At 67.7% G+C, this 25750-nt stretch carries 22 protein-coding genes and 1 pseudogene; 15 read left to right on the top strand and 8 right to left on the bottom strand.

Annotated features, from left to right (window positions below):
- Positions 1 to 13: 13 nt before the first annotated feature.
- From MAA44156_RS13495 to MAA44156_RS13480, 4 genes are read left to right on the top strand one after another with little or no spacing between them, the layout of a single operon-like run.
- On the top strand, positions 14 to 1636 hold the full coding sequence (locus MAA44156_RS13495; protein ID WP_009975809.1) for a flavin-containing monooxygenase: 1623 nt from the start codon (positions 14 to 16) through the stop codon (positions 1634 to 1636).
- 14 nt (positions 1637 to 1650) lie between these two features.
- Positions 1651 to 2772, top strand: a complete 1122-nt coding sequence (locus MAA44156_RS13490) for an alpha/beta hydrolase family protein (protein ID WP_009975810.1) — start codon at positions 1651 to 1653, stop codon at positions 2770 to 2772.
- Entirely contained in the window at positions 2772 to 3152 is a 381-nt protein-coding gene (locus MAA44156_RS13485) for a nuclear transport factor 2 family protein (RefSeq protein ID WP_003873147.1), read from the top strand. The genes MAA44156_RS13490 and MAA44156_RS13485 overlap by 1 nt, the downstream gene beginning before the upstream one ends.
- On the top strand, positions 3149 to 4189 hold the full coding sequence (locus MAA44156_RS13480) for a TIGR03857 family LLM class F420-dependent oxidoreductase (protein WP_019732716.1): 1041 nt from the start codon (positions 3149 to 3151) through the stop codon (positions 4187 to 4189). Before MAA44156_RS13485 ends, MAA44156_RS13480 begins: the two co-directional genes overlap by 4 nt.
- 72 nt (positions 4190 to 4261) lie before the next feature.
- On the opposite strand, the gene MAA44156_RS13475 is transcribed toward MAA44156_RS13480, so the two are convergent.
- Positions 4262 to 5758, bottom strand: a complete 1497-nt coding sequence (locus tag MAA44156_RS13475) for an acyl-CoA carboxylase subunit beta (protein ID WP_009975813.1) — start codon at positions 5756 to 5758, stop codon at positions 4262 to 4264.
- 181 nt (positions 5759 to 5939) lie between these two features.
- Here MAA44156_RS13475 and MAA44156_RS13470 point away from each other — a divergent pair, with 181 nt between their 5' ends.
- The 5 genes from MAA44156_RS13470 (at position 5940) to MAA44156_RS13450 (ending at position 11344) form a co-directional block, all read left to right on the top strand.
- The gene (locus MAA44156_RS13470; RefSeq protein WP_020371241.1) at positions 5940 to 7160 is read left to right on the top strand and encodes a cytochrome P450; all 1221 of its coding nucleotides are present in this window, start codon (positions 5940 to 5942) and stop codon (positions 7158 to 7160) included.
- Positions 7161 to 7217: 57 nt separating this feature from the next.
- Positions 7218 to 8042: an SDR family NAD(P)-dependent oxidoreductase gene (locus MAA44156_RS13465; RefSeq protein WP_009975815.1), complete on the top strand. Its 825-nt coding sequence runs from the start codon at positions 7218 to 7220 to the stop codon at positions 8040 to 8042.
- A 75-nt stretch (positions 8043 to 8117) separates the two neighbouring features.
- Positions 8118 to 8735, top strand: coding sequence for a TetR/AcrR family transcriptional regulator (locus MAA44156_RS13460; RefSeq protein ID WP_009975817.1), 618 nt, complete (start codon positions 8118 to 8120; stop codon positions 8733 to 8735).
- Positions 8736 to 8758: 23 nt separating this feature from the next.
- A complete protein-coding gene (locus tag MAA44156_RS13455) occupies positions 8759 to 9436 on the top strand; it encodes a hypothetical protein (protein WP_019732717.1) in 678 nt (225 codons plus the stop codon).
- 3 nt (positions 9437 to 9439) lie between these two features.
- On the top strand, positions 9440 to 11344 hold the full coding sequence (locus MAA44156_RS13450) for a YhgE/Pip domain-containing protein (protein ID WP_011724248.1): 1905 nt from the start codon (positions 9440 to 9442) through the stop codon (positions 11342 to 11344).
- A gap of 7 nt (positions 11345 to 11351) precedes the next feature.
- Here the strand turns inward: MAA44156_RS13450 and MAA44156_RS13445 are convergent, their stop codons facing one another.
- The gene (locus MAA44156_RS13445; protein ID WP_009975821.1) at positions 11352 to 12509 is read right to left on the bottom strand and encodes a Zn-dependent alcohol dehydrogenase; all 1158 of its coding nucleotides are present in this window, start codon (positions 12507 to 12509) and stop codon (positions 11352 to 11354) included.
- Positions 12506 to 13738: a cytochrome P450 gene (locus tag MAA44156_RS13440; protein ID WP_009975822.1), complete on the bottom strand. Its 1233-nt coding sequence runs from the start codon at positions 13736 to 13738 to the stop codon at positions 12506 to 12508. The genes MAA44156_RS13445 and MAA44156_RS13440 overlap by 4 nt, the downstream gene beginning before the upstream one ends.
- A gap of 293 nt (positions 13739 to 14031) precedes the next feature.
- Between MAA44156_RS13440 and MAA44156_RS13435 the strand changes: the two genes are divergently transcribed.
- The 3 genes from MAA44156_RS13435 to MAA44156_RS13425 all read left to right on the top strand — a co-directional run bounded on the left by MAA44156_RS13435 (position 14032) and on the right by MAA44156_RS13425 (position 17591).
- The gene (locus MAA44156_RS13435; RefSeq protein WP_009975823.1) at positions 14032 to 14991 is read left to right on the top strand and encodes an alpha/beta hydrolase; all 960 of its coding nucleotides are present in this window, start codon (positions 14032 to 14034) and stop codon (positions 14989 to 14991) included.
- A 213-nt stretch (positions 14992 to 15204) separates the two neighbouring features.
- Entirely contained in the window at positions 15205 to 16353 is a 1149-nt protein-coding gene (locus MAA44156_RS13430) for an acyl-CoA dehydrogenase family protein (protein WP_023879828.1), read from the top strand.
- Positions 16350 to 17591, top strand: a complete 1242-nt coding sequence (locus tag MAA44156_RS13425; RefSeq protein WP_009975825.1) for an acyl-CoA dehydrogenase family protein — start codon at positions 16350 to 16352, stop codon at positions 17589 to 17591. Before MAA44156_RS13430 ends, MAA44156_RS13425 begins: the two co-directional genes overlap by 4 nt.
- On the opposite strand, the gene MAA44156_RS13420 is transcribed toward MAA44156_RS13425, so the two are convergent.
- Entirely contained in the window at positions 17588 to 19555 is a 1968-nt protein-coding gene (locus MAA44156_RS13420) for a SpoIIE family protein phosphatase (protein ID WP_009975827.1), read from the bottom strand. The two genes, MAA44156_RS13425 and MAA44156_RS13420, sit on opposite strands and share 4 nt — an antisense overlap.
- A 246-nt stretch (positions 19556 to 19801) precedes the next feature.
- Here MAA44156_RS13420 and MAA44156_RS13415 point away from each other — a divergent pair, with 246 nt between their 5' ends.
- From MAA44156_RS13415 to MAA44156_RS13405, 3 genes are read left to right on the top strand one after another with little or no spacing between them, the layout of a single operon-like run.
- Positions 19802 to 20311: a hypothetical protein gene (locus MAA44156_RS13415; protein ID WP_009975828.1), complete on the top strand. Its 510-nt coding sequence runs from the start codon at positions 19802 to 19804 to the stop codon at positions 20309 to 20311.
- A gap of 13 nt (positions 20312 to 20324) precedes the next feature.
- The gene (locus MAA44156_RS13410) at positions 20325 to 21815 is read left to right on the top strand and encodes a molybdopterin-dependent oxidoreductase (RefSeq protein WP_009975829.1); all 1491 of its coding nucleotides are present in this window, start codon (positions 20325 to 20327) and stop codon (positions 21813 to 21815) included.
- A 1-nt stretch (position 21816) separates the two neighbouring features.
- Positions 21817 to 22119 carry a hypothetical protein gene (locus MAA44156_RS13405; protein WP_009975830.1) on the top strand — a complete coding sequence of 101 codons (303 nt, stop codon included), beginning with the start codon at positions 21817 to 21819 and terminating at the stop codon, positions 22117 to 22119.
- Here the strand turns inward: MAA44156_RS13405 and MAA44156_RS23575 are convergent.
- The 4 genes and pseudogenes from MAA44156_RS23575 to MAA44156_RS13385 form a co-directional block, all read right to left on the bottom strand.
- Positions 22064 to 22435, bottom strand: coding sequence for a hypothetical protein (locus tag MAA44156_RS23575; RefSeq protein ID WP_011724254.1), 372 nt, complete (start codon positions 22433 to 22435; stop codon positions 22064 to 22066). The two genes, MAA44156_RS13405 and MAA44156_RS23575, sit on opposite strands and share 56 nt — an antisense overlap.
- Before the next feature lie 61 nt (positions 22436 to 22496).
- Positions 22497 to 23705 carry an amidohydrolase family protein gene (locus MAA44156_RS13395; protein ID WP_009975831.1) on the bottom strand — a complete coding sequence of 403 codons (1209 nt, stop codon included), beginning with the start codon at positions 23703 to 23705 and terminating at the stop codon, positions 22497 to 22499.
- A 99-nt stretch (positions 23706 to 23804) separates the two neighbouring features.
- The gene (locus MAA44156_RS13390) at positions 23805 to 24836 is read right to left on the bottom strand and encodes a hotdog fold thioesterase (protein ID WP_009975832.1); all 1032 of its coding nucleotides are present in this window, start codon (positions 24834 to 24836) and stop codon (positions 23805 to 23807) included.
- A 673-nt stretch (positions 24837 to 25509) separates the two neighbouring features.
- Positions 25510 to 25740 (bottom strand): annotated as a pseudogene (locus MAA44156_RS13385) (transposase); the annotation flags it as partial.
- Positions 25741 to 25750: the final 10 nt, after the last annotated feature.

Genomic DNA, 25750 nt, shown 5'->3' with positions numbered 1-25750 from the left:
CAGGGCGGTGAGGATGACCGAAGCCGACACCCCGTTCGACGTACTCGTCATCGGCGCGGGATTCTCCGGGCTGTACATGCTGCACCGGCTGCGCCAACTCGGCATCCCCGCCCGGGTGCTGGAGATGGCCGAAAACGTCGGTGGCACCTGGCTTTTCAACCGCTATCCGGGCGCACGGTGCGACATCGAGAGCATCGAATACTCCTACAGCTTCTCCGAGGAGATCCAGCAGGAGTGGGTGTGGACGGAGTCGATGCCGGCGCAGCCCGAGATCTTGGCCTACCTCAACTACGTCGCCGACCGGCTCGACCTGCGCCGCGACATCCAATTCGGCGCCGAGGTCGTCGCGATGACCTTCGACGAAGACGCCGCGAGGTGGTCGGTGCGCACCCGGTCCGGCGACACCTTCCGCGTTCCGTTCGTGGTCGCCGCCTCCGGCATCCTGTCCGTGCCGCTGCAGCCCGACATCCCCGGGATGGACACCTTCGCCGGGACGTCGCTGGTCACCAGCCGCTGGCCGGCCGCGGGCGTCGACCTGACCGGCAAGCGCGTCGGCGTCATCGGCACCGGCTCGACCGGTGTCCAGCTCATCCCCGTGGTTGCCCGAGAAGCGTTGCACCTCTCGGTGTTTCAGCGTTCACCCGCATACACCCTGCCCTGGCGGGTGCACCGATTCCAACCCGGCGAGCTGGACGAGATGAAGGCGCGCTACGGCGAAATCCGCGCCGCTCAACGCGCCCACCCGATCGGCGCGGCCCGGCTGAGCGCCTTTTCCGTCCTGCTGGAAATGCTCGGGCGGCCGCCGCTGAAATCGGCCACCCGCGAAGAACAACTGCGCGCCATCGAGGAGCACGGCGTCCTGGGGGCGTTGAACTGGGGTGACGTCTTCTTCGACATCGAAGCCAACCGGATGGCCGCCGAACTGTACGGCGAGGCGGTCGCGCGGATCGTCAAAGACCCCGAGACCGCGGCGTCGTTGGTGCCGGTGCATCCCTTCGCCTGCAAGCGGCCGATCATCGACCAGGGCTACTACGAGACCTTCAATCGCGACAACGTCACCCTCGTCGACCTGCGCAAGGCGCCGATCCGGGAGGTCACCCCGGCCGGCATTCGCACCGACGACCGATTCCACGAGCTCGACGTCATCGTCTACGCCACCGGCTTCGACGCCATGACCGGTGCGCTCAGCCGGATCGACATCCGGGGCCGCGGCGGCATCGGGCTGGCCGAGTTCTGGGCCACCCAGGGGCCGCTGTCGTATCTGGGCCTGGCGGTCGCCGGCTTTCCGAACCTGTTCACCGTCCAGGGCCCGGGCAGCCCCAGTGCCGCCACCAACTTCGTCGCCGCCCTCGAACAGCACGTGGAATGGATCGGCGACTGCATCGCATACCTGCGCGCCAACCACATTCGCACCATCGAGGCGCTGAGCACCGCCCAGCAGGAGTGGATCGAGCACACCACCGCGCTCGTCGCGCCCACGGTTCTGGTCCACCCGTCGTGCAACTCCTGGTACAACGGTGGCAACGTGCCCGGCAAGAAGCGGATGTACATGGGCTATACCGGCGGGATCCCCGAATACCGGCGCAGGTGCGACGAAATCGCGGCCGGCGGCTACACCGGTTTCAAGCTGGCTTAGTTGAAGGTGAGCGGATGGCGAAGGCATTGAGCGGGCTCAGCCTGGCCAGAGACGCCGCCCGGGAACTGGCCATGCTGGTGCCGCGGACGGTGGCGGGCCTGCAGGAGTCGACCGGTTGGGCTCCGCTGTCGCCCCGCGGTGCACGCCAGTTCGGTGAGGTCATGCTGGACGAGCTTGTGCTGAGCGCCTTTTCGCTGCTGGGTGGCAGCCCGGCGGCGCTGCGCCCGGTCGACGCCTGCGCCGCTGCCGCCGAGGAACTCGCCGCGCTGGGCATCGACGGCGCGCACGCCGCGCCGAACCCGTTGCGGCCGACCTCGATTCGGCGGCGCAGCATCGCCGGTCTCGACTACGAACGGATGGCCTTCGAGCACGACCCCGCGCTGCCGGCGACGCTGGTGGCCGACGGCTTGGGCGGCCCGGCCCGGGCGGTGGTGCACCTGCGCCGGCACCGTGACGGGCCCAGACCCTGGCTGGTCTGGGTGCACGGCGCCGGCCAGGGCGGCACCGAAGACCTGCTGCTGTCCGGCATCGGCCGAATACATCGCGAGCTGGGGTTCAACATCGCGATGCCGGTACAGCCCGGACACGGGTGCCGGCGCCGGCAGTGGCCGGTCTACCCCGACATGGATCCGCTGGGCAACGTCGCGGGCATGATGCGCGCGGTGTCGGAGGTGCGCGCCGTGGTGCGCTGGGCCCGGTCGCAGGCCAGCACCCTTGTGGTGGCGGGCATTTCGATGGGCAGCCCGGTGGCCGCACTGGTCTCCCACCTGGAGAGGCAGGTCGACGCCGTCGCGCTGTACACGCCCATCCTGGGACTCAACGCGATGATCGCCCGGCACCTGCAGCGCTGGGGGCCGGCCCGGGACGGATTCCGCGAACTGCTGCAATCCCCGGTGGTCACCCGGCTCACCTCGGTGATCGACCCGCTGGCGGTGACCCCGGCGCCGCCGCCGGAGCGCCGGCTCATCGTGGGGGCCTGGCACGACCGGATGGCGATGCGCGAGCCCGCGAACGCCTTACAGGACCGCTGGGCCGGCCAGTTGTACTGGTACGACGGCAGCCACGTCGGGCACATCTTCTCCCGGCGGGTACAGCGCATCACCGACCGGTTCCTGCGCGACGCGGTGCTTGCCTGATGCGGCCCACCTGGACCGCTCGCACCGTGGTCGAGCTGTACAACCTGGTGGTGTGGAACGAACGCAACATCGAACTGGCCCGGGAGTTGTTGGGCGACACGGTTATCCGGCATGAGGTCGGCGCGGCGCACACGCTGACACACGCCGAGGCGGTACAGCGGGTGGTGGACATGTGGGAGATGGCCGACTCGCTGCACTTCGACCTCAACGTCGTCGTCGAGGGCGACGACGGCGAGCACGTGGCGATCGTCTACGACTCGACGATCAGGACCAAGGACGGCGCGGAAACCAACATCGCCGGCATCGAGGTTTTCCGGGTCGTCGATGGCAAGATCACCGAGGTTTGGAACTGCGGCTACCAGCAAGGGGTTTGGAATTGAGCGACCGGGTGCTTGACGAGTTGGGCTTCTATCTGCTGGCCGGGGCAGGAGGTGAGGGCCCCGCGACCCTGATGGACGAGGCCCGCCGCGGCGAGGAACTCGGCTTCGGCACCGCCTTCATCTCCGAGCGGTGGAACGTCAAAGAGGCGTCGTCTCTGGTCGGGGCGGCGTGCGCGGTCACCCACCGGATGCAGATCGCCACCGCCGCAACCAATCACAACACCCGTCATCCGCTGATCACCGGGTCGTGGGCGACCACGATGCATCGACTGTCCGGCGGCCGGTTCACCCTCGGCGTGGGACGGGGGATCGCCGCGATCTATGGGGCGTTCGGCATACCGGCGGTGACGACCGCGCAGATGGAGGACTGGGCCGGGGTGATGCGCCGCCTGTGGCACGGCGAGCTGATCTTCAACCACGACGGACCGATGGGTAAGTACCCCATCCTGTTTCTCGATCCGGACTTCAACGAGGACATCCGGCTGGCCCTGGTGGCGTTCGGGCCCAACACGCTCGCGCTCGGCGGGCGGGTATTCGACGACGTCATACTGCACACCTACTTCACCCCGGAGACCTTGCAGCGCAGCGTCAAGACCGTCAAGTCGGCCGCGGAGAAGGCGGGCCGCGACCCCGACAGCGTGCGGGTGTGGTCGTGCTTCGCCACCGTCGGCGACCATCTGCCCGAACAGCTGCGGCTGAAGAAGACGGTCGCCCGGCTGGCCACCTACCTGCAGGGCTACGGAGACCTGCTGGTGCGCACCAACGACTGGGATTCCGCTGTGCTGCAACGGTTCCGCGACGACCCGGTGGTGACGTCGATCGCCGGCGGGATCGACCACAAGGCCACCCCGGAGCAGATCGAGCACATCGCGACGCTGATCCCCGACGAATGGCTGGAACCCTCGGCCACCGGGTCTGCGCAGCAGTGTGTGGCCCGCATCCGCCAGGAATTCGACTACGGCGCCGACGCGGTCATCCTGCACGGCGCCACACCCGACGAGCTCGAGCCGATCGTCGCCGCCTACCGAGCCGGCTGACCGCGAAAGTGCAACTAGCGACGCGTTTCCCGAGAGGTGCCGTCGGTAGTTGCACTCTCGCGGCGTACCGGTTCAGGGCATGATGACGGTCCGGCTCACCGGTTCGGCGGCGGCCTGCCGGCTGGACAGGCCGCGCCGCAACGACGCCAGCAACGCGTCCCGCGTCTCACGCGGGTCGATGAGTTCGTCGAACCCCATGTGCTCGGCCGACCGGTAGGAGGCCTGCAGCTCGGCGTTGCGCAGCTTGGTGGAGAGGTCCTCACCGGCGTGCGAGGCGCGGCTCAGCGCCGCCGCGCTCATCGCGCCCATGGTTGCACCCGGGTAGGCGAACGTCGCGACCTGATGGTCGAATCCCAACAGCGACATGACCATCGACCCGAACCCGTACGCCTTGCGCAGCGTGACGTGCAGCTTCAACGTGGTCGCCGCGGTCTGGGCGGCGAACATCCGCGCGCCGGCGCGCAGCACACCGCTGCGTTCGGACCGGCTGCCGGGCAGCATGCCCGGGTTATCGGCGAGGAAGACGATCGGCAGGTGGAACGAGTCGGCCACCATGATGAAGTGTGCCGCCTTGTCGGCGGCGTCGGCGTCGATGGAGCCGGCCAGCACCTGAGGCTGGTTGGCCACCACCGCGACGGGGTGGCCGCCGAGGTGGGCGAGCGCGCAGATGATCGCCTTGCCGAACTGGGGTTGCACCTCGAACCAGTCGGGGCTGTCGAACACCACGTCGAGCACGGCGCGCATGTCGTAGACGCGGCGGTTGTCCCGGGAGACGATGTCGAGCAGCTCCGGCGTCGGCCGCGGCATGGCGGCGTCGCCGGCGGGCAGCGACGGCGGGTACGACCAGGCGCTGGGCGGGAAGTAGGACAGGTAGCGGCGGACGTCGTCGAGCACCGCTTCGTCGTTTTCGGCGACGTTGTGGATCACGCCGCTGGGCAGCGCGACATCCGGCCCGCCCAGGTCCTCTTTCGAAATGTCTTCTCCGGTGGACTCTTTGACGACGGGAGGCCCGGCGGTGAAGATCGCCCCCTGCCTGCTCATGATCCGGAAGTCGCAGACCGGGGCCACCAGCGCGCCGTGTCCGGCCGACGGGCCGAGCACGGCGGCGACGGTCGGGACGCGACCAGAGCACTGCGCCTGGGCCAGCAGGTCGGTCGGGGTGCGGCCGTAATGCCCGCCGGTGGGGCGAAAGCCCGCGCCCTCGAGCAGCATGACCAACGGAATCTTGTCCCGCAACGCCAGTTCGGCGATGCGGTAGCGCTTCGAGTTGCCGCCGGGCCCGATGCTGCCCGCCAGGGTGGTGAAATCCTCGGCGCCCAGCATCACCGGCGTGCCGTTGATCTCGCCGGAGCCGACCACCAGGCCATCGGCGGCGATCTCGCCACCGACCAGGGTGCCGAGTTCACGGAACGTGCCCGGGTCGAGCAGGTATTCGATGCGGGCGCGGGCGTCGAGTTTGCCCTTGTTGCGGTGCTTGTCCAGCCGCTCCGGGCCGCCCATGTCGAACGCGTGCTGACGGCGCCGCTGGAGATCGGCGAGCGTTTCTTCCCAGTCCTGGGCTTTCGGCATGCCTATGTCCTACCTCATAGAGGATTCGTCGCGCGACCAGTCGGGGGCGGGCCGCAGATCTGCAGGGTCACATACTGGATTGCTTACTGTAAAGTTACCCGCATGCCTGACCCCGGCCGTCTCGAGGTCGGCGGCACCGAGCATCCCGGATCGAGGAGTTGCACCAGTGAGCACAACCACGATGGACGAGGCCGCCAAGTTGCTGGCCGATCCGATGGCCTACACCGACGAGCAGCGACTGCATGCGGCACTGACCCACCTGCGCGCCAACGCCCCGGTGTCCTGGGTGGAGGTGCCGAACTACAAGCCGTTCTGGGCGATCACCAAACACGCCGACGTCATGGACATCGAGCGGGAGAACATGCTGTTCACCAACTGGCCGCGCCCGGTGCTGACGACCGCCGAGGGCGACGAGATGCAGGCCGCCGCGGGGGTGCGCACCCTGATCCACATGGACGACCCCCAGCACCGGGTGGTGCGCGCCATCGGCTCGGACTGGTTCCGGCCAAAGGCGATGCGGGCGTTGAAGGTTCGCGTCGACGAGCTGGCCAAGATCTACGTCGACAAGATGCTGGCGGCCGGACCGGAATGCGACTTCGTCCAGGAGGTCGCGGTCAATTACCCCCTCTACGTGATCATGTCGCTGCTGGGCCTGCCGGAGGCCGACTTCCCCCGGATGCTCAAACTGACCCAGGAGCTGTTCGGCAGCGACGACTCGGAATTCAAGCGCGGCAGCTCCAACGAGGATCAGCTGCCGGCGCTGCTGGACATGTTCGGCTACTTCAACGGTGTCACCGCCGCGCGCCGCGAGCATCCGACCGAGGATCTCGCGTCGGCGATCGCCAACGCCCGGGTTGACGGCGAACCGCTCTCGGACATCGACACCGTCTCCTACTACCTGATCGTCGCCACCGCCGGCCACGACACCACCAGCGCCACCATCTCCGGTGGCCTGCAGGCACTCATCGAGAACCCCGACCAGCTGCAGCGGCTGCGCGACAACCTCGACCTGATGCCGCTGGCCACCGAGGAGATGATCCGCTGGGTCACCCCGGTCAAGGAGTTCATGCGCACCGCCGCCAAAGACACCGTGGTGCGTGGAGTGCCCATCGCCGCGGGCGAATCCGTGCTGCTGTCCTACGTCTCGGCGAACCGCGACGAGGACGTGTTCGACGAGCCGTTCCGCTTCGACGTCGGGCGCGACCCCAACAAGCATCTGGCCTTCGGCTACGGCGTGCACTTCTGCATGGGTGCGGCGCTGGCCCGCATGGAGGTCAACAGTTTCTTCACCGAGCTGCTGCCCCGGCTGAAATCCATTGAGCTGACCGGTGATCCGGAGCTGGTGGCCACCACCTTCGTCGGCGGTCTCAAGCACCTGCCGGTGCGGTATTCGCTGGCGTGAGTCGGGGTCAGGCCGCCACCGCTGCGTGATCGCTACACTCCCGGTGGAGGTCTGGCAATGACGCGCAGGACGATTGTCATCACGGGCGCCAGCGACGGCATCGGCGCGGCCGCGGCTCGTCGCCTCAGCCGCGCCGGCGACCGGATCGTCGTGGTCGGCCGCTCCCAAACCAAGACCGCCGCGGTGGCCGCCGAATTGGGCGCCGATCACTTCGTCGTCGATTACGCCGACCTGTCCCAGGTGCGGGCGCTGGCGGACAAGATGCGTGCGCAATACCCGCGCATCGACGTGTTGCTCAACAACGCGGGCGGGGTGGCCAGCAGGATCGAGCTGACGGCCGACGGCTACGAACGCACCTATCAGGTCAACTACCTGGCGCCGTTCCTGTTGACCACCCAGTTGCTGGATGTGCTGCTGGAGTCCCGGGCCACGGTCGTCAACACGACCAGCTCCTCGCACAAGCTGATCCTCCGTGCCACCGTCGACGACCTGGAGAACACCGCCAACCGCAGGCCCGCCGTCGCTTACGCGTACTCGAAGCTGGCAATCGTGTTGTTCACCAAGGAATTACACCGGCGCTACCACGCGCGCGGCCTTTCCGTTGCGGCCGTGCATCCCGGCAACGTCAACTCCAACATCGGCATCGCCTCGGGTTCGCGATTTCTGGTGTTCATGCAGCGGTACACCCCGGCGGCGCTGTTCATCTCGAGCCCGGACCAGGGCGCCGACCCCTTGGTGCGGCTGGCGTCGAGCCCGTCCGTTTCGGAGTGGACGTCCGGCGCGTACTACGCCAAGCGCAAGATCGGCAAAACCACTCGCCTGGCGGACGATCCGCGATTGGCCGCCGAGCTGTGGGAGCGCACCGCGGCCAGGCTCGGCTGACGAGCTCCCGGGGTCGGCGGAGGACCGCCCGGGTGATCTTCGATACTCGCTGGTATCTATCCGATACTGGCCGGTATGCTGCTGGGCATGTCGCCCGTCAAACCGCTTCGCAGCCGCCCCACCCGCGGCGAGGTTCGCGACCGGATCCTGGATGCGGCGGCGAAGGTGTTCGCGGCCGAGGGCTTCGCCGGGGCCACCATCGACGCGATCGGTCAGGCCGCGGGGTTCACCAAGGGAGCGGTCTATTCCAACTTCGAGTCCAAGGACGAGCTGTTCCTGGCCCTGCTCGACCGCGAGTTCGAGCTGCGCGGGCAGCAGATCGCGATAGCGCTGGACCGCAGCGCCGGCGACACCACTGCGGCCGCGCGCGAGGTGAGCCGGTCGGTGCTCGACTCGGTCCGCGACCATTCCGACTACTACGTGCTGCTCGTCGAGTACTGGCTGCGCGCCCAGCGCGATCCGCAGCTTCGGGAACGCCTGATCGAGCGCCGCCGCGCCGCGGCCGACCAGGCCCTGCACATCGTCGAGTCGACCGACACCGTGCCGGGCGACCGGCGGCTGACCGACATCGCCCAGCTCGTCGTCACCCTCAACCTGGGCGTGGCGATGGAAGAGGTGCTGCGCCCGGGAACCATCAACCCCGACCTGCTCGCCCAGCTGATCACCGCGCTGCTGGAATCGGTACCGGTCTGACGGTGATGAGGGAAAGCCACACCATGGATGCCAACAACGAACCGGACGACGTCGCACCGGTGATCACCGCCGCCGGATTGGGGGTCGACGGCGAGCACGGGCCCCTGTTCTCGGGGGTCGACCTGGCCCTGACGCCGGGCTTTCACGCGATTCAGATGCCCGGCGGACCGGGGCAGACCACACTGCTGTTGACGCTCGCGGGACGGTTCAAGCCCAGCCACGGCACGCTCACCGTCCTCGGCGAAACAACTCCGCGCGCGATCCGCCGGCACTGCTCCATCGCGGCGTTCGAAGGCATCGACGATCTGGAGGATTCGGTGACCGTGGGGACCGTGCTCGCCGAGCAACGCCGGTGGCTGGCGCCCTGGTACTCGTCGGTGCCGCTGCAATCGCGCCCGGCCGAGCTCACCGAGGTCTTCGGCGACATGGCCCCGCCATCCGACAACACCTACGTCGTCGAACTGTCGGACCTCGAACTGTTCCTGCTGCGGATCACGCTGGCGTTGCTGTCGAACCGTCCGATTCTGGTGGTCGGCGACCTCGAACAGGTTCGTGACAACTCCCGACGAGCGATCGCGGCCGAGCGGCTCGGCGCGATCGCGAGGCAGCGCACCGTCGTCGTCGGGGTGACCAACCCGCTCGGCGCCGACGCGCCCGACCACGAACTCCACGATCACCGCATCCCGACCGGGGAGGACTGAAAGATGCTGGCTGGACTCGCCTTTGGCTCAGAGATCAAACGCTTCCGGCGTAGCCGATTGACGCGCGCGGCCATCGTCGTGCTGATGCTGCTTCCCCTGGTGTACGGGGCGCTGTACCTGTGGGCCTTCTGGGATCCCTTCGGCCACACCAACAAGATGCCGGTGGCGCTGGTCAACTCCGACCGGGGCGCCGTCGTGTCCGGCCAGCAGTTCAACGCCGGTGCGGAGATCGCCAAGAGTCTGACCGCCGACGGCAGCCTGGACTGGCACGTCGTGGACTTACCGGAGGCACGCAACGGAGTCGACCACGGCAAGTACTACTTCATGGTCGAGCTGCCGCCGGACTTCAGCGCGGCGATCGCGTCGCCGGTGACCGGGCAGCCCAAGAAGGCCAACCTGATTGCCGTCTACAACGACGCCAACAACTACATCTCGACGAGCATCGGTCGTACCGCCATCGAGCAGGTACTCAACGCCGTCTCCAGCCGGATCTCGGGACAGGCCGTCAATCAGATGCTGTCGGTGGTGGTTTCGTCCGGATCGGGTATCAAGCAGGCCGCAGACGGGGCGGCCCGACTCGACGACGGCGCCGGTCAGCTGGCAGCCGGCCTGGACAGTGCGCGGACCGGCTCGGCGACGCTCGCCGCCGGCGCCAAGCAACTGTCCGACGGAATCAACCAGGCCACCGACCCGCTGCTCGCGGTGACCAAGGCGGTATCGCAGATCGGCGGCAGCACAGAGCAATTGCAGCAGGGCGCCACCGCGCTCGCGCAGGCCAACGATCAGCTCGGCGCCATCGCCGCGGCGCAGGACGCCGCCGCGAGCTCGCTGACGTCGGTGATCGACCAGCTCTCCGCGCGAGCGGATCCGCTGGCGAACAACCTGCGCGGCATCCAGGATCAACTCCGGGGTCACCAGTTCACGCCCCAGATCCGCCAGCAGCTCACCGATGCGCAGAACGCGGCGATCGCCATGACTTCGGGGTTGCGGACCCCGGGCAGTCCGCTCGCGTCGGCGCTCGATCAGCTCGGCGGCAAGGGCCAGGAGCTGACCAACAAGCTCACCCAGCTGCGCGACGGGGCGCAGCAAGTCGCCACCGGTAACGCCGAATTGGCCGGCGGCATCGCCAAGCTCGACGACGGCGCCGGCCAACTCAAAGCGGGATCGGCCGAGCTGGCGACGAAACTCGCCGAGGGCGCCAGGCAGGTGCCGAACTGGACCACCCAGCAAAAGGAAGCGGTCGCCGACACCATCGGCGGCCCGGTGCAACTCGAGGCTTCCCATGAGAACGCCGCGCCCAACTTCGGCACCGGTATGGCCCCGTTCTTCCTCACCCTCGCCCTGTTCTTCGGCGCCTTGGTGCTGTGGATGGTGTTGCGGCCCTTGCAATATCGTGCGATCGCCGCGGAGGTGATCGCGATCCGCGTGGTGCTCGCCAGCTACCTGCCCGCCGCTGCGATCGCGCTGTTCCAGGCCGTCGTTCTCTACTGTGTGGTCCGGTTCGCCCTCGGCATGCACGCCGTCCACCCGGTGGCGATGCTGGGGTTCATGGTGCTGATTTCCGCCGCGTTCGTGGCCGCGACGCAGGCGATCAACGCTCTTGTCGGTCCGGCGGTGGGCCGGGTGCTGATCATGGCCCTGCTCATGCTGCAGCTCGTCAGCGCGGGCGGGATGTATCCCGTGGAAACCACGTCTCGGCCGTTCCAGGTCCTGCACCGCTTCGACCCGATGACGTACGGTGTCAACGGACTCCGGCAGCTCATCCTCGGCGGCATCGACGCCCGACTGTGGCAGGCGATCATCGTGCTGGCCGCGATAACGGCCGTCGCACTGGCGATCTCGTGTCTGTCGGCGCGCAGAGACCGGCTGTGGAACCTCAGCAGGCTGTTCCCCGCGATCAAGATTTAGGCCGCGCTCAGGCGATCCCGAAATCGATGATGCCCCGCACGATTTTGCCGTTGAGCAGGTCGTCGTAGGCGTCGTTGACCTCGTCCAGACGATAGCGCTTGGTGATCATCTCGTCGAGCTGCAGCTGACCGGTCTGATAGAGCCTGGCCAGCCGGGCGATGTCGGCCCTGGGGTTGCACGAGCCGAAGATGGTGCCCGCCAGTGTCTTGTTCATCAGGATGAAGTCCTGCAGCTCGATGTTGACCGACCGGGTCAACTGCGACGTCATGCCGGTGAGCACACAGGTTCCGCCCTTGCGGGTCAGCTTCAGCGCGTCGCGCACGTCGTCGGCGGTGATCAACGACGGCGAGACCACCACCGCGTCGGCCATCACCCCATAAGTCAAGTCCCGCACCAGGTCCAGGGCCTCGGCGATGGTCGCCACGCTGTGCGTGGCGCCGAACCGCAGCGCCGACTTCTGCTTGAACTCCACCGGGTCGACCGCGACGATCTGCGCGGCACCGCTGATCCGGGCGCCCTGGATGGCTCCGGTGCCGATGCCGCCGGCGCCGATCACCACCACGGCGTCCCCGCCGCACACCCCGGCCCGGTTGGCGGCCGAGCCGTAGCCGGTCGGGATGGCGCAGGACAGCAGCGCGCTCGGCGCCAGCGGCAACTGCTGCTCGATCTTCACCAGCGAATTCGTCGACACCACAGTGTGTTCGGCGAAGGCGCCGATCTTCGCGATGTGGCCGAGGTTGCCGCCGCCGGCCGTGTGGTGGCGGAAGGTGCCGTCGGTGGGCATCCCAGGGATCATGGTGCCGATGCCCACGTCGCAGAGGTACTCCATTCCGCTTGCGCACCAACGGCATTGGCCGCACACGGCGACGAACGACATCACCACGTGATCGCCCGGCGCGAAATCGGTGACGCCCTCACCCACCTCGCGCACGATGCCCGAACCCTCGTGGCCGCCGATGGTGGGGAACATGGTGGGCAGCCCCAGCGATCGCATCACCTCGTTGGGCGCCGACATGTCGCCCTTGAGGATGTGGTCGTCGGAGTGGCACAAACCGGCGGCGGCCATCTGCACCAGGACCTCCCCGGCGCGCGGCGGGTCCAGCTCGAACTCCTCGACCGACCAAGGGCCGCCGACGTCATGCAGGATCGCTGCCCGGCTTTTCATGCGGCGGGCGCGAACGTGACGGGAAGCTTGTTGGGGGAGCGGAAGGTGAGCCCGACGATCTTGGACTCCTCGCCGGTTCCGTCGTCGGGCACGAACGCCAAATCCCGCACCCGGTCGAACAGGCTGTTCAACATCACCCGGGTTTCCAGTCGCGCCAAATGCATGCCCAGGCACATGTGGATGCCCCCGGCGAAGGCGATGTGGGCCTGGCGGGGCCGGCGGATGTCGAAGGCGTTGGGATCGGTCCAGCGGGTCTCGTCGCGATTGGCCGAGCCCATGCACATGTCGATCTGGGCGTTGGCCGGGATGGTCTTGCCGCCGATTTCGACCTCCTCGGTGGTGGTCCGGGTGACCATGGTCAGCGGTGTCTCGAACCGCAGGGCCTCCTCGATCGCCATCGGTATCAACGACCGGTCCCGATAGACCATCGCCAACTGCTCGGGGTGGGTCAGCAACAGGTACAGCAGGTTGCCCGAGGAGCGGTAGGTGGTCTCCAGCCCGGCGGGCAGCAGCAACCGCAGGAACGCGATGATGGCCTCATCGGTGAGCTTTTCGCCGTCGATCTCCGCGGCCACCAGGTCGCCGATGATGTCGTCGGTGGGTTTGCGCCGGCGCTGCTCGACCTGTTTGAGGAAGTAGTCGTAGAGCTCGGTCGCGGCGTTCAGGCCGGCCTCGATGTCGGTGGGGATGGAGATCAGGTCCAGCGACAGCCGGCGGAACAGGTCGAGATCCTCGGCGGGCAGACCGAGCAGCGTCGAGATGATCCGCGTGGGGAACTCGAATGTCACCGCCTTCACCAAATCGGCGTGGCCGTCGTTCTTGATCTCGTCGACCAGTTGCTCGCAGACCGGCCCGATGACCGACGGCTCCCAGCGCTCCAGCGCGGTGGCGCGAAAGGCCTTGGCCACCAAGTTGCGGTGGTCGTGGTGTTCCCGGCCGCCCATCGCGAGGATGGTGTGGCCCATCACCAGGCCGATGGTCTCGTCGTACTTGTGCGAGCTGAAGATCCGGTCGTCGCGGAAGGCCTGCGACACGCTCTCGTAGTCGAACAGCACCCACTCGTCCTCGGGGCGCAGTTCCTCGGGCAGCTGGCTGGCGTCGGCCAGCGAGCCGTGCCAGACCGGGTCGGTGCGCCGCATGTGTTCGAAGAACGGGTACGGGCTGGTCTCGCCGGTGAAGTCGAGCGTCGGTACGACGGGTTGACCGGTCGGGCCAGTGCTCAGCGGCATAGCGCTCCTTACGCGAAAACGGACCGGTGGCGCGGGCCGCGCGCGGGTCCACGGCGGGTCGGTACCGAGCGGAATATCGCTATCATAGTATAAATAGCAACGAAGCCCAATGGCCGCAGCCTGTTCGCCGCCCGCGGCCTCCGGTCGGCGAACCGCGATCCCCGGCCCACCGGGAGTCGCCCCTCCTTTCCGCCCGCCCAAAAGCGCAGGTCTACTTTGAAGGTGGTGTCCGGCACCACCGTCCGCCGGGACCGTCGACGAGCCCGCTGATCAGCCGACGAAAACGAGTAGGTATGACACAGACGAACCTGGCCCGGCCGCAAGGCCTTACCCGCATCGACCCGGTGCTGCGGGATACCGCCGCCCAGTTGGGGGTGGTGGAGTTCCGCGCCGAAACCCTGGCCGCCGAGCGGGAACACGCCAACCGGTTGGCCGCCCAGCGCGCCGCATCCGCCGACACCCGCGGCGTGGCGATCGATTCGGTGTCGATCGCCGGGCCGGACGGTCAGCCGCTGGAGCTTCGCTTGTATCGCGGCCACACCGAATCCGCGGCGCCGCTGCTGGTGTACGCCCACGGCGGCGCGTTCGTCACCGGCAACCTCGCCACCGACCACGCGCACTGCGTGGAGCTGGCCCGTGACGGCGGGTGTCTGGTGGTGTCGGTCGACTACCGGCTGGCGCCCGAAAATCCCTGTCCCGCGGCGCTGGACGACGTCGAAGCCGCCTTCCGGTACGTCGTCGACAACAGCGCGGCGCTAAACGCCGACGCCAACCGCATCGCCGTGATGGGCCGGGACGCCGGCGCGGCCCTGGTGGCGGGCCTGACCCAGCGCATGTTCGACCAGGAGGGGCCGACGATCCTGATGCAGATCCTGCACCAGCCGATGCTGGATTCCGACGCCACGCCGTCGCGTCGCGAATTCCAGCGCACGCCGGGTCTGAACGGTCCGGCCGTGAGCCGGGCCTGGAACCACTACCTCGGTCACGCCAGCGCCAGCGGTCAGCACGTCCCCGCCCACCGGGCCAACCTCGAGGGCCTGCCGCCCACGTTCATCAGCTGCTCGGAGATCGATCCGTGCCGCGACGAGGCCATCGACTATGCCAATCGGCTGCTGCACGCCTACGTGCACACCGAATTGCATGTGATCGCAGCAACCTTCAACGGTTTCGACTCGATGGTCCCGGATTGGATTGTTGCCCAAGAGAACCGGGCGCTGCACGCGCAGGCGTTACGCCGCGTGTTTGCCATGTAGGACGGGCCGGGTGTCTGCCGGCGGCCGCCGCAGCCGGAGCGGCGGCGCGGGCCGCCGCTTACCGACTGAACTCCGGTATCTCTTACCGTAGTGCGCGTTGCTAACATCGGAATCGGCAGCCAACCGAGGACCGATCGGGCGGATGATCAAACACTCAAACCGATTCCGTTGCACCCGCAGCGATCGAATGTCACGAAGGATCCCCTCGGCACCATGAGCACCGTCGACTCCCCGGAAAAGATCCTCTTCACCTCGACCACCCAAGCTTTCCTGGAAAAGGAGGCGCCGCTGCGGCGGGTGCGGGAGCTGCATGCCGCCGGCACCGCGTTCGACCCCGGCTGGTGGCGGCGCGCCGCCGAGCTCGGCTGGACGGGCCTGCTGGTTCCCGAGGAGTTGGGCGGCGGCAGCGTCTCGGAGAGCGGCCTGGCCGATCTGGCGACGGTCGCCGAACAACTCGGCAAGACCGTCGCGCCCGGCCCGCTGTACCCGGTCAGCATCGTGCTGTCGGCGCTGGCCGAATGTTCCGGCGCCGAAACGCATCGTGACGTCATCGAGGCGCTGATCTCCGGTGAAACCGTCGCGTCCTGGGCGGTGTATGAGCCGGGTCAGGGCTGGGCGCCGCTGAATCCGTCGGTGACGGCCACCGAAACCGACTCCGGCTACCGCATCGACGGCGTCAAGGACCGCGTGGAGGCGGGCGCCCAGAGCGCGCTGCTGCTGGTGGTCGGGCGCTGCGGCGTCGACGGGCAGATCCGCCAGTTCCTGGTCCCGACGGACGCGCCGGGGGTGCGGATCGAGCCCCAGCAGTCGGTGGACCTGGTCAAGCAGTACGCCCGGGTGCACTTCGACGGTGTCGTCGTGCCGCGGTCCGCCGCGGTCGGCACCGCCGCCGAGACCGCCGCCCTGATCGAGCGACAAAGCCAGCTCGCCCAGGTGCTGCAATGCGCCGAGGTGGTCGGGGTGGTGCAGACGGTGTTCGACTTCACCACCCAATGGGCGCTGGACCGGCACACCTTCGGTCGTCCGCTGGCGTCGTATCAGGCCCTCAAACACAAGTTCGCCGACATGAAGCTGTGGCTGGAGGCATGCCGGGCCACCACCTGGGCGGCGGTCGCCGAGGTGGCCGCCCGCTCGCCCCAGGCGGGGCTGTCGGCCAGCATTGCCAAGTCCTATGTGGGCGAGATGGCCGGGCAGATCGTGCAGGCCTGCGTGCAGATGCACGGCGGTATCGGCGTCACCTGGGAACACGACCTGCACCTGTACCTGCGCCGGGTTACGTTGTACCGCGGCATGTTCGGCACGCCGGAGGAACACAACCTGCGCGTCTACCAGTTCGAGAAGGCGGGGCGTGCGGCGAAATGACGACCGAATCCGTCGCGCAATTCGCGGCCCGGGCGCGAGCCTGGTTGGCCGACAACATGCCCGCCATCGACCGCGAGTCCCCACCACCGGCCCCGCGCGACGACGAGCGGGCCTGGCGCAGGGCCCGCGAACTGCAGAAGCGGCTGTACGACGGCGGTTTCGCGGGCATTTGCTTTCCCCGCGAGTACGGCGGCCTGGGGCTGGACTACGAATACCAGAAGGCATTCGACGCCGAAAGCCTCGACTATGAAATGCCGTTGATCCTCAACACCCCGACCTTCACCATCTGCTGCGCGACGCTGCTCGACACCGGCAGCGAGCAGCAGAAGAAACAGCACATCGCCGCGGCACTGCGCGGCGAGGAAATCCTGGTGCAGCTGTTGAGCGAACCCAGCGGCGGGTCGGATCTGGCCGGTGTGCTCACCCGGGCCGAGCGGCGCGGCGACCGGTGGATCATCAACGGCGCCAAGACCTGGAGCACGAGCGCGTTCGCCGCCGACTACGGCCTGTGCCTGGCCCGCACCAACTGGGACGTGCCCAAGCACGAAGGCCTGACCATGTTCCTGGTGCCCATCAACCATCCCGGAATCACGTTGCGGCGCATCACCATGCTCAGCGGCTCCACCGAGTTCTGCGAGGAGTTCCTGGACGGTGTCGACGTGGGGGATGACGCCGTCGTCGGGGAGGTCAACGGCGGCTGGGCGGTGGCCTCACGCCAGCTCTACCACGAACGCCGGGCCGTGGGGCAGGGTTCCGAATTCGCCAGCGGCGGCGGCAGCGAGGGCGGCCACACGATCCCGGTCGACTACGTGAGCCTGGCCGAGAAGACCGGACAGGCCGACGACCCGCGCGTGCAGGAGATGGCCGGTCGCGTCCTGGTGCACCGCGCGGTGGCCGAGCAGCTGATCGGCCACGTGTACCGCAGCGTCCGGGACGGCGCACTGCCGCCGGCCGCCGGAACGCTGATCCGGCTGTTCCACTCCGAAACCGTCACCACCGACGTCGACACCGCGCTGGCGATCGCGGGCAGCGCCGGTGTGGTCGGGGAGCCGGGCGCCGGACTGGAAACCGGGCTGCGCTACCTTTCTCGGCAGACCGTCGCCATCGGCGGTGGCACAACGGAAATGGCGCGCAACGTCATCGGCGAGCGGGTGCTGGGCTTCCCCCGCGAATACGCCGCCGACCGCGGGGTGCCGTTCAACCAGGTGCGGCACGGGCAGCGCTCGGATCGGTCCTAACCTTCGGCGACGACGTTCTCGGCGAGGCCGCTGACCACCGGGATCTGCACCAGCGACAGGACATGGTGGGCAGGGCTTCCCGGCGGGGCCACCAGCACGTAGTCGCTGCCTTGGCGCAGCGCCCGCTCCCGTGCGGCGGCCAGCGCGCTGACGCCCGCCGACCCGAGGTGGGTGACCGCGCTCAGATCGACCGTCAAAGGGGCTACGCCGGAACGGCTTTCGACGGCGATCTGCCGGTCCAGGGTGGACGCGGTGTTGGAGTCGACGTCGCCGCTGACGACGATGCGGCCCGGCTCGGTGACCGTGGAGACGAATTCGGCGCTGCGCACCCCGTGGTCGCCGGCCCGGCTGACCAGTGAGTCGGCGACGAAGTTGGCCGGGCGCGAAAGCCGGTGCGTCACACTGGCGGTCGTCCCCTCGGGGCCGTGACTGACGTGCGCCTCTGACACCAGGGCCTCGGCCATGGCCAGGCCTCGGCCACGGCCGGTCTCGCCTTCCCGGTGATCCTTCCACCGTCCCCGGTCGATCACCGAGGCGTGCAGGTTGCCGTCGCCGGCCAGCATCGCTTCGACGACCACGCCGTCGGGAACCTCGGTGGCGTAGCCGTGCTCGACCGCGTTCTCGACGAACTCCGAGATGGCGTGCACGATGTCGGAGATGTCGTCGGCGTCGGCGCCGACGTCGGACAACCACTGCCGCAACCGGGTGCGCACCGTGCGCGCGGCGTGAATCGTCGCGTCCAGCGTCAAGTTCAGTGGGGGTGGCGGTGTGCGGCGTTGCGCCGCAAGCAGAGTCACGTCGTCGCTGTAGCCAGTCGAGCGCAGCAGCAGTTCCAGCGTCTCCGCGCAGAGCCGGTCGACCGTTCGCACCGACGATTCGATGACGAAGCCGCCCTGACCGGAGACGATGTTGGCGGCCAGGTCGGCGAATTCGGCGGTGCTGGCTCCCAAGGGCCGGCCCGGCCGTTCGATCAAGCCGTCGGTGTAGAGCAGGATCGAGTCGCCCACGTCGAGGAATTCGGTGCGGACCGGAAAGCCGGTGCCGCTGCCCAGCGGGCCCGCGCCGGACGGCTCGACGTAGCGCGCGGTCGCGTCCGCCGTCACCAGCAGCGGCGGCGGGTGTCCGGCTGTGCAGTAACTGAATTCGCCGCTGCCGAAGTCCAGCGAGCCGACGCACATGGTGGCCGAGCTGGACCCCGGGACGTGCTTGTGGAAGCGGTCGACCGCCTCGAGCGCTTCGGCGATCGGGTATCCCGCCAGGATCTGCATCCGCAGCGCGGTGCGCAGCTGGGACATCACCGCGGCCGCTTCCACCCCATGGCCGACGATGTCACCGACGATGAGCACCAACCGATCCCCGAGCGGGATCGCATCGAACCAGTCGCCGCCGGCCGCGGTGTCCTGCGCGGCCACCAGATACTCCGCGGTCACATCCGCGCCGGGGGTCACCGGCACCGACGGCGCCAGCAGCGCCTGCTGCATGACGGTGGCGGAGTCGCGCACGTTGCGGTACCGCTCGGACAGCTCCTCGAGGCGCGCTTCGGCGGCCATCCGGTTGCGCACCCGGTCGGTGACGTCGACGAAGGCGAGCTGCACGCCCTCGATCGAGCCGTCGTCGCCGCGGCGCGGCGTGACGATGAAATCGAAGAAGTGCTCCTGGGCCTTCCCCACGCCTTCGAAGTCGGCCTGTACCCGCCATTCCGTTCCCGACTGCGGCTCACCGGTCTGGTAAACCCGGTCGAACATCTGGAAGATCTGCTGGCTCTCCAGCTCGGGATACACCTCGCGGGCGAGCAGCCCGATCGGGTCGACCGGCGGACTGAGCGCGCGGTAGGCGGCGTTGACCGCGACGAATCGATGGTCTGGCCCTTCCAGGCCGACCAACAGCGCGGGGACGTTGTCGAAGACGCGGCGCACGTCATCGGCCGCGCCGACGATTCTGTCCCAGTCCTTTTCGGCCACCATTTGGCCCTCCTAGCGGTCTCCGTCCGGTGCGACCGTGGCGAAAACCGGGTCAATCGATTGACCAATTTGCACACGTAGTTGTTCAGATTAGCAATGGTTGCCGGTCCGGCATTGCAACGGCTTTGATACCGGCCCGTTAATCGTCGCCCGATCCGCCGACGCAGCGCAATTGACGCCGCCGAAAAACGCTGCTGTGGACTCCCTGAAAGCGCGTTTGCGGATGTGACGGTCGGGTATGTCGCTGGCGTGGCCGATCCGCTGGCGCAAAGCACGAAGGGCGCGAAGGGATTGCGGCGGCGCCTGTTGTCGTCGCGGGTGCTCACCCTCAACGGCTGGGTGGCGTTCAACCTGCCGCGCACGGTGACCGCGCTGGGTGGCGCGCTGCTGACCGGACTGATGCTGGTGCACATCTACGTGCTGGCCACCGAACCGGGTCTGCCGCGATATTTCGCCGCCTACGTGCTGGGGCTGAGCGCGGCCTGCGCGCTGGCGGCCGGCGCCATGGTGTTCGCTCTCAAACCGATTGTGCCCCAGGCTGGTTGGTATTTCGGCAGCCTGGTCTGCTCGGCGTTCCTTTGCGCGTATCTGGTAACCCGGTGGGTCCAGCTGCCCGGGCTGATCGGGGTGACCGCCCGATGGGACTTCGCGCCGGGAACGTTGGGCATCGCGTTCGCGGGGGCCTTCCTCGCGGTGCATACCACGGTGTTGTCGGGCATCAACGTGGCCTATCCGCAGCGTCAGCAGTGGTACGACTGACGGAGCGCAGGCGATGACGGTATTGGACTATCCGGTATGGCTGCGCGTCGATCATTGGCTCAACGTGCTGTTTGTGACGCTGATAATTCGCAGCGGCATCGAGATACTTTCCACCCACCCGAAGTTGTACTGGCACGACGACAGCAAGCCGGGCACCGAGTGGGCGCGCTTTACCCGAAAGGTGATGCCCCGCGACCGGATCTACGACACCCTCGATGAGGAGGAGGATTATCACCCGTTGATTTCCCTGCCCGGCCACGCGCAGCTGGGCATGGGCCGGCACTGGCATTTCTTCGCGGTGATCGGCTGGGTGCTGGTGGGGCTTTCCTATTACGTCCTGCTGTTCGCCACCGGCCAATGGCACCGCTACTGGCCCTATTCCTGGTCGATCTTCCCCGAGGCGTTCAACGACATCGTCACCTATCTGACGTTCAATCTGCCGCCGGTGCTGCCCGGTGAGCCCCTGGACGCCATGCAGAAGCTGACGTACGCGGGGGTGGTGTTCGTGCTGGCGCCGTTCCAGATCCTCACCGGCGCCGCGCAGTCCCCGGCGATCGAGGCGCGCTTCCCGTGGTACGTGCGGATGTGGGGCGGTCGGCAATGGGCCCGCAGCCTGCATTTCCTGGGGCTGGTCGCCTTTGTGGTGTTCATCGTGATCCACCTGTCGATGATCTTCTTCTGGGGCTGGGGAAGGCTCACCGCCGCAATGATTTTCGGCTCGGTGCGCAACACCTACTGGGCGACGGCGATCTCGCTGCTGATCATCGCCGCGATCGTCGGGATCCATGTGGCGGCCACGCTGTGGAGTCTGCGGCATCCACGCTCCGTGCAGCGGGTGCTGGGTCGGGTGGTCACCGCGGCCCGGCTGATGCTGCTGCGCCCGCTTAATTCGCGGCAGAACTACCCGGCGAGCAAGATCACCCCGCGGCATCGCATCAACGGAAAGCCGCCCACCAGCACGGAATACAAGGTGATGGCGGTGCACAACTTCGTCGACTGGCGGCTGCGGGTGGGCGGACTGGTGGAAAACCCGGTAGTCCTCGACCTTGCCGCGCTGCGTTCGCTGGCCGAGCCGGAAACCCAACGGGTGATGCACAATTGCGTGCAGGGCTGGACCAGCATCGGGGAGTGGACCGGAGTTCATCTGCGCCGGCTGGTCGATCTGGTGCGGCCGCTGCCGCAGGCGCGTTACATCTGCTTTCTGACCATGCAGGACAACAGCACCGACGAGCCGGCCTCGCACGGCGGCGGCCAGTTCTACGAAGTGCTCGACCTGGAATTCGCCGACAAGCCGCAGACCCTGCTGGCCTATGAAATGAACGGCGCCCCACTGCCGATCCAGCACGGCGCACCGTTGCGGCTGCGGGTGGAAACGCAGGTGGGTTTCAAGATGGCCAAGTGGATCAACCAGATCGAGTTCGTCGACGACTTCGCCGGGATCGGCATGGGCACCGGCGGTTGGCGTGAGGACCGCGTGTACTACGACAAGGACGTGGAGATCTGAGATGTCCGACGCGGCGGCCAACGGCATCGGGGTGCGGCCCGAGCTGATCAGCTTGGACGCGGCGGCCGTCCATCGGGTGCGCGAGCAGGTCGCGGCCAAGGGTGGGCACTGCGAGGCGTGCGGCGCAACGGATTTCGTGGTCGGCGACGCCCTCTATCTGGGTTTCCTGTTTCTGAACGAGGAGGCCGACGCCTACCTGGTGGCGTTGACCTGTGCCAATCCGCAATGCCCCGCGCCGCGGACCGCGATCAGGCTGTCCGAGAACGAGTTTTTGACCAGCGGCCGCGGCGCCGCCGGCCGTTAGCCGAGGCGTCCGCCGCTCCCGGGAGTCGGGGCCGGGCCAAGCCGAATCTGTCGATCAGGGGCGACAATTCGCGCAGCCGATCGCACATCGCTTGGAATCGGCGCTCGTCTTGTTCGACGAGTTGTCCCAGCGCGCTGTAGTGCGCCATGCGCGGCAGCCGCCCGGCGAGCGCGACACCCCACCTGATGCTCAGGTCGTAAACCCGTTCGTCATCGACGTCCTCGCGCCCCCCGAGTCGTTCGAGCGCCTCGATCTGCTCGCCGACCAACGCAAGGTCGTCAGTGATGTCGATCCGTGCCCGGCCGGGGGATGCCACGCTGCGGCGGATACCCTGCCGCGGCGTCGGTTACACGCCGCGCCGCGGCAGGGGCGCGAGATCAGGCCGAGACGGGCTTCTTGGCGGCCGGCGCGGACACCTTCATCAGCTTCATCAGGTTGCCGCCCATGATCTTCGCCTTGTCCTCGTCGCTGAAGTCGGCCAGCTCGTCGACGAAGCTGATCGGGTCCTTCAAACCCTCGGGGTGCGGCCAGTCCGATCCGAACACCACCCGGTCGGTGCCTACCATGTTGACGATCTCGGCGAACCGGTCCTCCCAGAACGGGCTGACGTAGACGCACCGCTTGAACGTCTCGATCGGATCCTCGGCGAACGCCTGCGGCATCTTCTTGTACACGCCCTTGAGGCCCTTGAACAGGTGCGGCACCCAGTCGGCGCCGTTCTCAATGGACAGGATGCGCAGGTCGGGGTTGCGGGACAGCGCGCCGTGGCAGATCAACGCGCCGAACGCGTCCTCGACGGGCCGGTGCCCCATGGCCAGGCTGCGGAAGGCGGTGGGCTTGAACGGCAGGAACTCGTCGCCGGGTTCCCAGATGTTGAGCAGCTCGGAGTAGCCGCTGTCCGAGGCGTGCATCGAGACGGGGATCTCGGCCCGCACGCAGGCCTGCCAGAACGGGTCGAACTCCTCGAAGCCGAACGAGCGGCTGCCGCGGTAGCCGGGCACCGGCGCGGGCCGGACCAACACGGTGCGGGCGCCGCGCTCGAGGCACCACTCGAGCTCCTCGAGCGCGCGGTCGACGATCGGCAGCGTGATCACCGGGGTGGCGAAGATGCGGTCCTTGTAGTTGAACGACCACTGCTCGTACATCCACTGGTTGAGCGCGTGGATGACGTCGTGCGTCATCTCCGGGTCGTCCTTCATGCGCTCCTCGACCAGGCTGGCCAGGGTGGGGAACATCAGCGCGTAGTCGATGCCGAGTTCGTCCATCACCTCCAGCCGGGCGCCGGGTTCGCGGAAGGCCGGAATGGCCTTCATCGGCTCGCCGAGGATTTCGCGGTAGCTCTTGCCGCCCGAGCCGTTGCGGAAGTACTCCTCCTGGGCGCCGGGACGGGCCACCACTTCGAACGTCGGGTTGGGGATGTATTCGCTGATGTGGCCGCGCACCACGATCTTGGTCCGGCCGCGGATCTGGACGTAGTCGATGACGTGCTTGCGGTGGTCCGGCAGGAACTTGGTCAGCGCTTCCTGCGGCTCGTACATGTGGTTGTCGGCATCGAACACCGGGAAGGAAAGCTCGCGAGACGGCATGGCGATCTCCTTGCAGAAGGCTGTAATTCTCACTGTGTGGTAATGACGTTACCACTTGTGCGGAACAAGGTGTACCTGCCCGTTCGGCCGTATTCGTCGCTATTCGGCCGGGGGCAGCCCGGAGCTCGGCGTGTCGCCGTTGATGATGGCGAAGTTCACGGTGGCGGTGGCGAGCAGCTCGTCGTCGCCGTCGCCGAAGATGTCCACCTGCATCACCATCGCCCGCCGTCCCGAGCGCAGCATCCTGGGCACCGCGAAGGCCGAACCCTGCCGCACCGGCCGCAGGTAGCGGACGAACAGGTCCGCGGTGGTCATCGTGGTGCCGGGCCGCAGATAGTCCAGCCCGAACTGCCCGCCCGCCACGTCGACCAGCGTGGCGATCAGGCCGCCCTGCAGCGCGCCGGAGGTGTTGACCACCGCGGGGCTGACCGGCATGGTCATCGCGAACTGACCGTTGCGGGTGCCGGGGCGCATGCCGATCTGCCCGAACAACTCCGCCAGCGACGGCGCGCCCGCGTCCTCGTCGGTGTCCCGGATGCCCAGCGCCCGGCTGCAGAAGTCGTAGAGCTGGCCGGCATCGACGGAGGTGCCGTTCAATTCCGCACCCAGCCAGTGCAATCGCTGCGCACCCATCATGGTCTGCATGACGATGGCGGCCGCCGCCCCGACGTCCAATCCGGGGTTGAACACTCCCTCGGTGATGCCCTGGCCGACGATGTCGCGGATCAGCCGGTGCAGCGGGGAGAGCACCCGGGCGTATTCGCGCGGACGGGTTTCGGCCAGGTGCTGGTTGTAAAGGGTCAACGCCCGATTGAGGCTGTCCTGGGTGCTCGATTCCGGTTGCTGGCTGACCCGGTCGATCACCAATTTCAGCGCCGCGGTGCTGTCCAGCCCGGCGGTCTCGGCGCGCCAGGTCTGCGCCGACTGGGCGATGGTCCGGTCGAACAGCGCCAGCAGCAGTTCGTCCTTGCTGCTGAAGTGTTGGTAGAAGGCGCGCAACGACGTCTTGGAGCGCGCGACCACCTCTTGGACGGTGAAGTCGGTGCGCCCGGTTTCGCCCAGTATCGCCACGGCCGTCTTGATGAAGCGGTCGCCGCGGGTGATCTCGACGTCCTCGTTGGGCTCGGCCATGAGAATGAGGTTACCGCGCAGTGTGGCACGGCTGACGAATGCCGAGCAGATTGCGAAGCCAGGATTGCGGAGTGTATCGCCTACCAGTTGGCCGCAAGACGCCCGGAGCGTTGGCGGCGGTGGCTATTGACTGGCTTCAGCGCGCAGTCGCGACTGTCTGTCCGTCGAGCGGCGACGCCCATCTGACTACCAACTTCGCGGTTACGCGGACTCTCCTGATCCCATTCGAGTGGGATTGACTCGCCCTGTCTCAGCGGCCTTCTGAATTTCGCGAGCGGCTATCGAGCACTAATCTCTTGTTATGTTCTCGGCTAAGTCTTCGAGCCAATTGCAAGTAAGTGATGGCGGCTTGCGTTTAGAGGCTGCCCGGTGTGATGCGTTAGCCGGCAAGCTATCGGCCAATACGCTTCCGTCGGTTGACGAGACGTCACCACTGACCAGCGCAGCGGCAGTCGAGGCGGCCTGTGAACAGGTCGCTGAAGCTGGCGTGCGAAGCGCGCGCCACGTGCAGGCGACCGCCGCGAAACTCCGCGCAGCTGCTGCCGGCTACGACACTCATGAAGCCCGTGCGGCCGCCGACCTGCGGGCAGTGGAAAGCTCAAGGGTGTGCTAGGTGGCGGCGAGGGCACGGTCAAGTCCCGGGAAGTGGTGTAGTGCTGTGTGATCCGGTGGGTTAGGCGGTGAGTGCGGGCATGTCGTTGGCTCCTATGTCGGGGTTGTCGTCGGTGATGGTGGTCAGGCGGCAGCGGGTGAGGATGTCGAGGCCGAGGTAACGGCGGCCTTCGGCCCATTCGTCGTTCTGTTCGGCCAACACGGCGCCGACGAGACGGACGATGGCGTCGCGGTTGGGGAAGATCCCGACGGCGTCGGTGCGGCGGCGGATCTCTTTGTTGAGCCGTTCACTGGTTATCTGG

Origin of the sequence: Mycobacterium avium subsp. avium (genome assembly GCF_009741445.1) — a bacterium.
GTDB lineage: Bacteria > Actinomycetota > Actinomycetes > Mycobacteriales > Mycobacteriaceae > Mycobacterium > Mycobacterium avium.
The sequence above is the reverse complement of the archived record's forward strand: the minus strand, read 5'-3'. Positions and strand labels throughout refer to the sequence as shown.

What these genes read in the sequence shown, in the direction of transcription:
- MAA44156_RS13495 (WP_009975809.1), top strand. Translation starts at nt 14, where the DNA reads ATGACCGAAGCCGACACCCCGTTCGACGTACTCGTCATCGGCGCGGGA.
- MAA44156_RS13490 (WP_009975810.1), top strand. Translation starts at nt 1,651, where the DNA reads ATGGCGAAGGCATTGAGCGGGCTCAGCCTGGCCAGAGACGCCGCCCGG.
- MAA44156_RS13485 (WP_003873147.1), top strand. Translation starts at nt 2,772, where the DNA reads ATGCGGCCCACCTGGACCGCTCGCACCGTGGTCGAGCTGTACAACCTG.
- MAA44156_RS13475 (WP_009975813.1), bottom strand. Translation starts at nt 5,758, where the DNA reads ATGCCGAAAGCCCAGGACTGGGAAGAAACGCTCGCCGATCTCCAGCGG.
- MAA44156_RS13470 (WP_020371241.1), top strand. Translation starts at nt 5,940, where the DNA reads ATGGACGAGGCCGCCAAGTTGCTGGCCGATCCGATGGCCTACACCGAC.
- MAA44156_RS13465 (WP_009975815.1), top strand. Translation starts at nt 7,218, where the DNA reads ATGACGCGCAGGACGATTGTCATCACGGGCGCCAGCGACGGCATCGGC.
- MAA44156_RS13460 (WP_009975817.1), top strand. Translation starts at nt 8,118, where the DNA reads ATGCTGCTGGGCATGTCGCCCGTCAAACCGCTTCGCAGCCGCCCCACC.
- MAA44156_RS13455 (WP_019732717.1), top strand. Translation starts at nt 8,759, where the DNA reads ATGGATGCCAACAACGAACCGGACGACGTCGCACCGGTGATCACCGCC.
- MAA44156_RS13450 (WP_011724248.1), top strand. Translation starts at nt 9,440, where the DNA reads ATGCTGGCTGGACTCGCCTTTGGCTCAGAGATCAAACGCTTCCGGCGT.
- MAA44156_RS13445 (WP_009975821.1), bottom strand. Translation starts at nt 12,509, where the DNA reads ATGAAAAGCCGGGCAGCGATCCTGCATGACGTCGGCGGCCCTTGGTCG.
- MAA44156_RS13440 (WP_009975822.1), bottom strand. Translation starts at nt 13,738, where the DNA reads ATGCCGCTGAGCACTGGCCCGACCGGTCAACCCGTCGTACCGACGCTC.
- MAA44156_RS13435 (WP_009975823.1), top strand. Translation starts at nt 14,032, where the DNA reads ATGACACAGACGAACCTGGCCCGGCCGCAAGGCCTTACCCGCATCGAC.
- MAA44156_RS13430 (WP_023879828.1), top strand. Translation starts at nt 15,205, where the DNA reads ATGAGCACCGTCGACTCCCCGGAAAAGATCCTCTTCACCTCGACCACC.
- MAA44156_RS13425 (WP_009975825.1), top strand. Translation starts at nt 16,350, where the DNA reads ATGACGACCGAATCCGTCGCGCAATTCGCGGCCCGGGCGCGAGCCTGG.
- MAA44156_RS13420 (WP_009975827.1), bottom strand. Translation starts at nt 19,555, where the DNA reads ATGGTGGCCGAAAAGGACTGGGACAGAATCGTCGGCGCGGCCGATGAC.
- MAA44156_RS13410 (WP_009975829.1), top strand. Translation starts at nt 20,325, where the DNA reads ATGACGGTATTGGACTATCCGGTATGGCTGCGCGTCGATCATTGGCTC.
- MAA44156_RS13405 (WP_009975830.1), top strand. Translation starts at nt 21,817, where the DNA reads ATGTCCGACGCGGCGGCCAACGGCATCGGGGTGCGGCCCGAGCTGATC.
- MAA44156_RS13395 (WP_009975831.1), bottom strand. Translation starts at nt 23,705, where the DNA reads ATGCCGTCTCGCGAGCTTTCCTTCCCGGTGTTCGATGCCGACAACCAC.
- MAA44156_RS13390 (WP_009975832.1), bottom strand. Translation starts at nt 24,836, where the DNA reads ATGGCCGAGCCCAACGAGGACGTCGAGATCACCCGCGGCGACCGCTTC.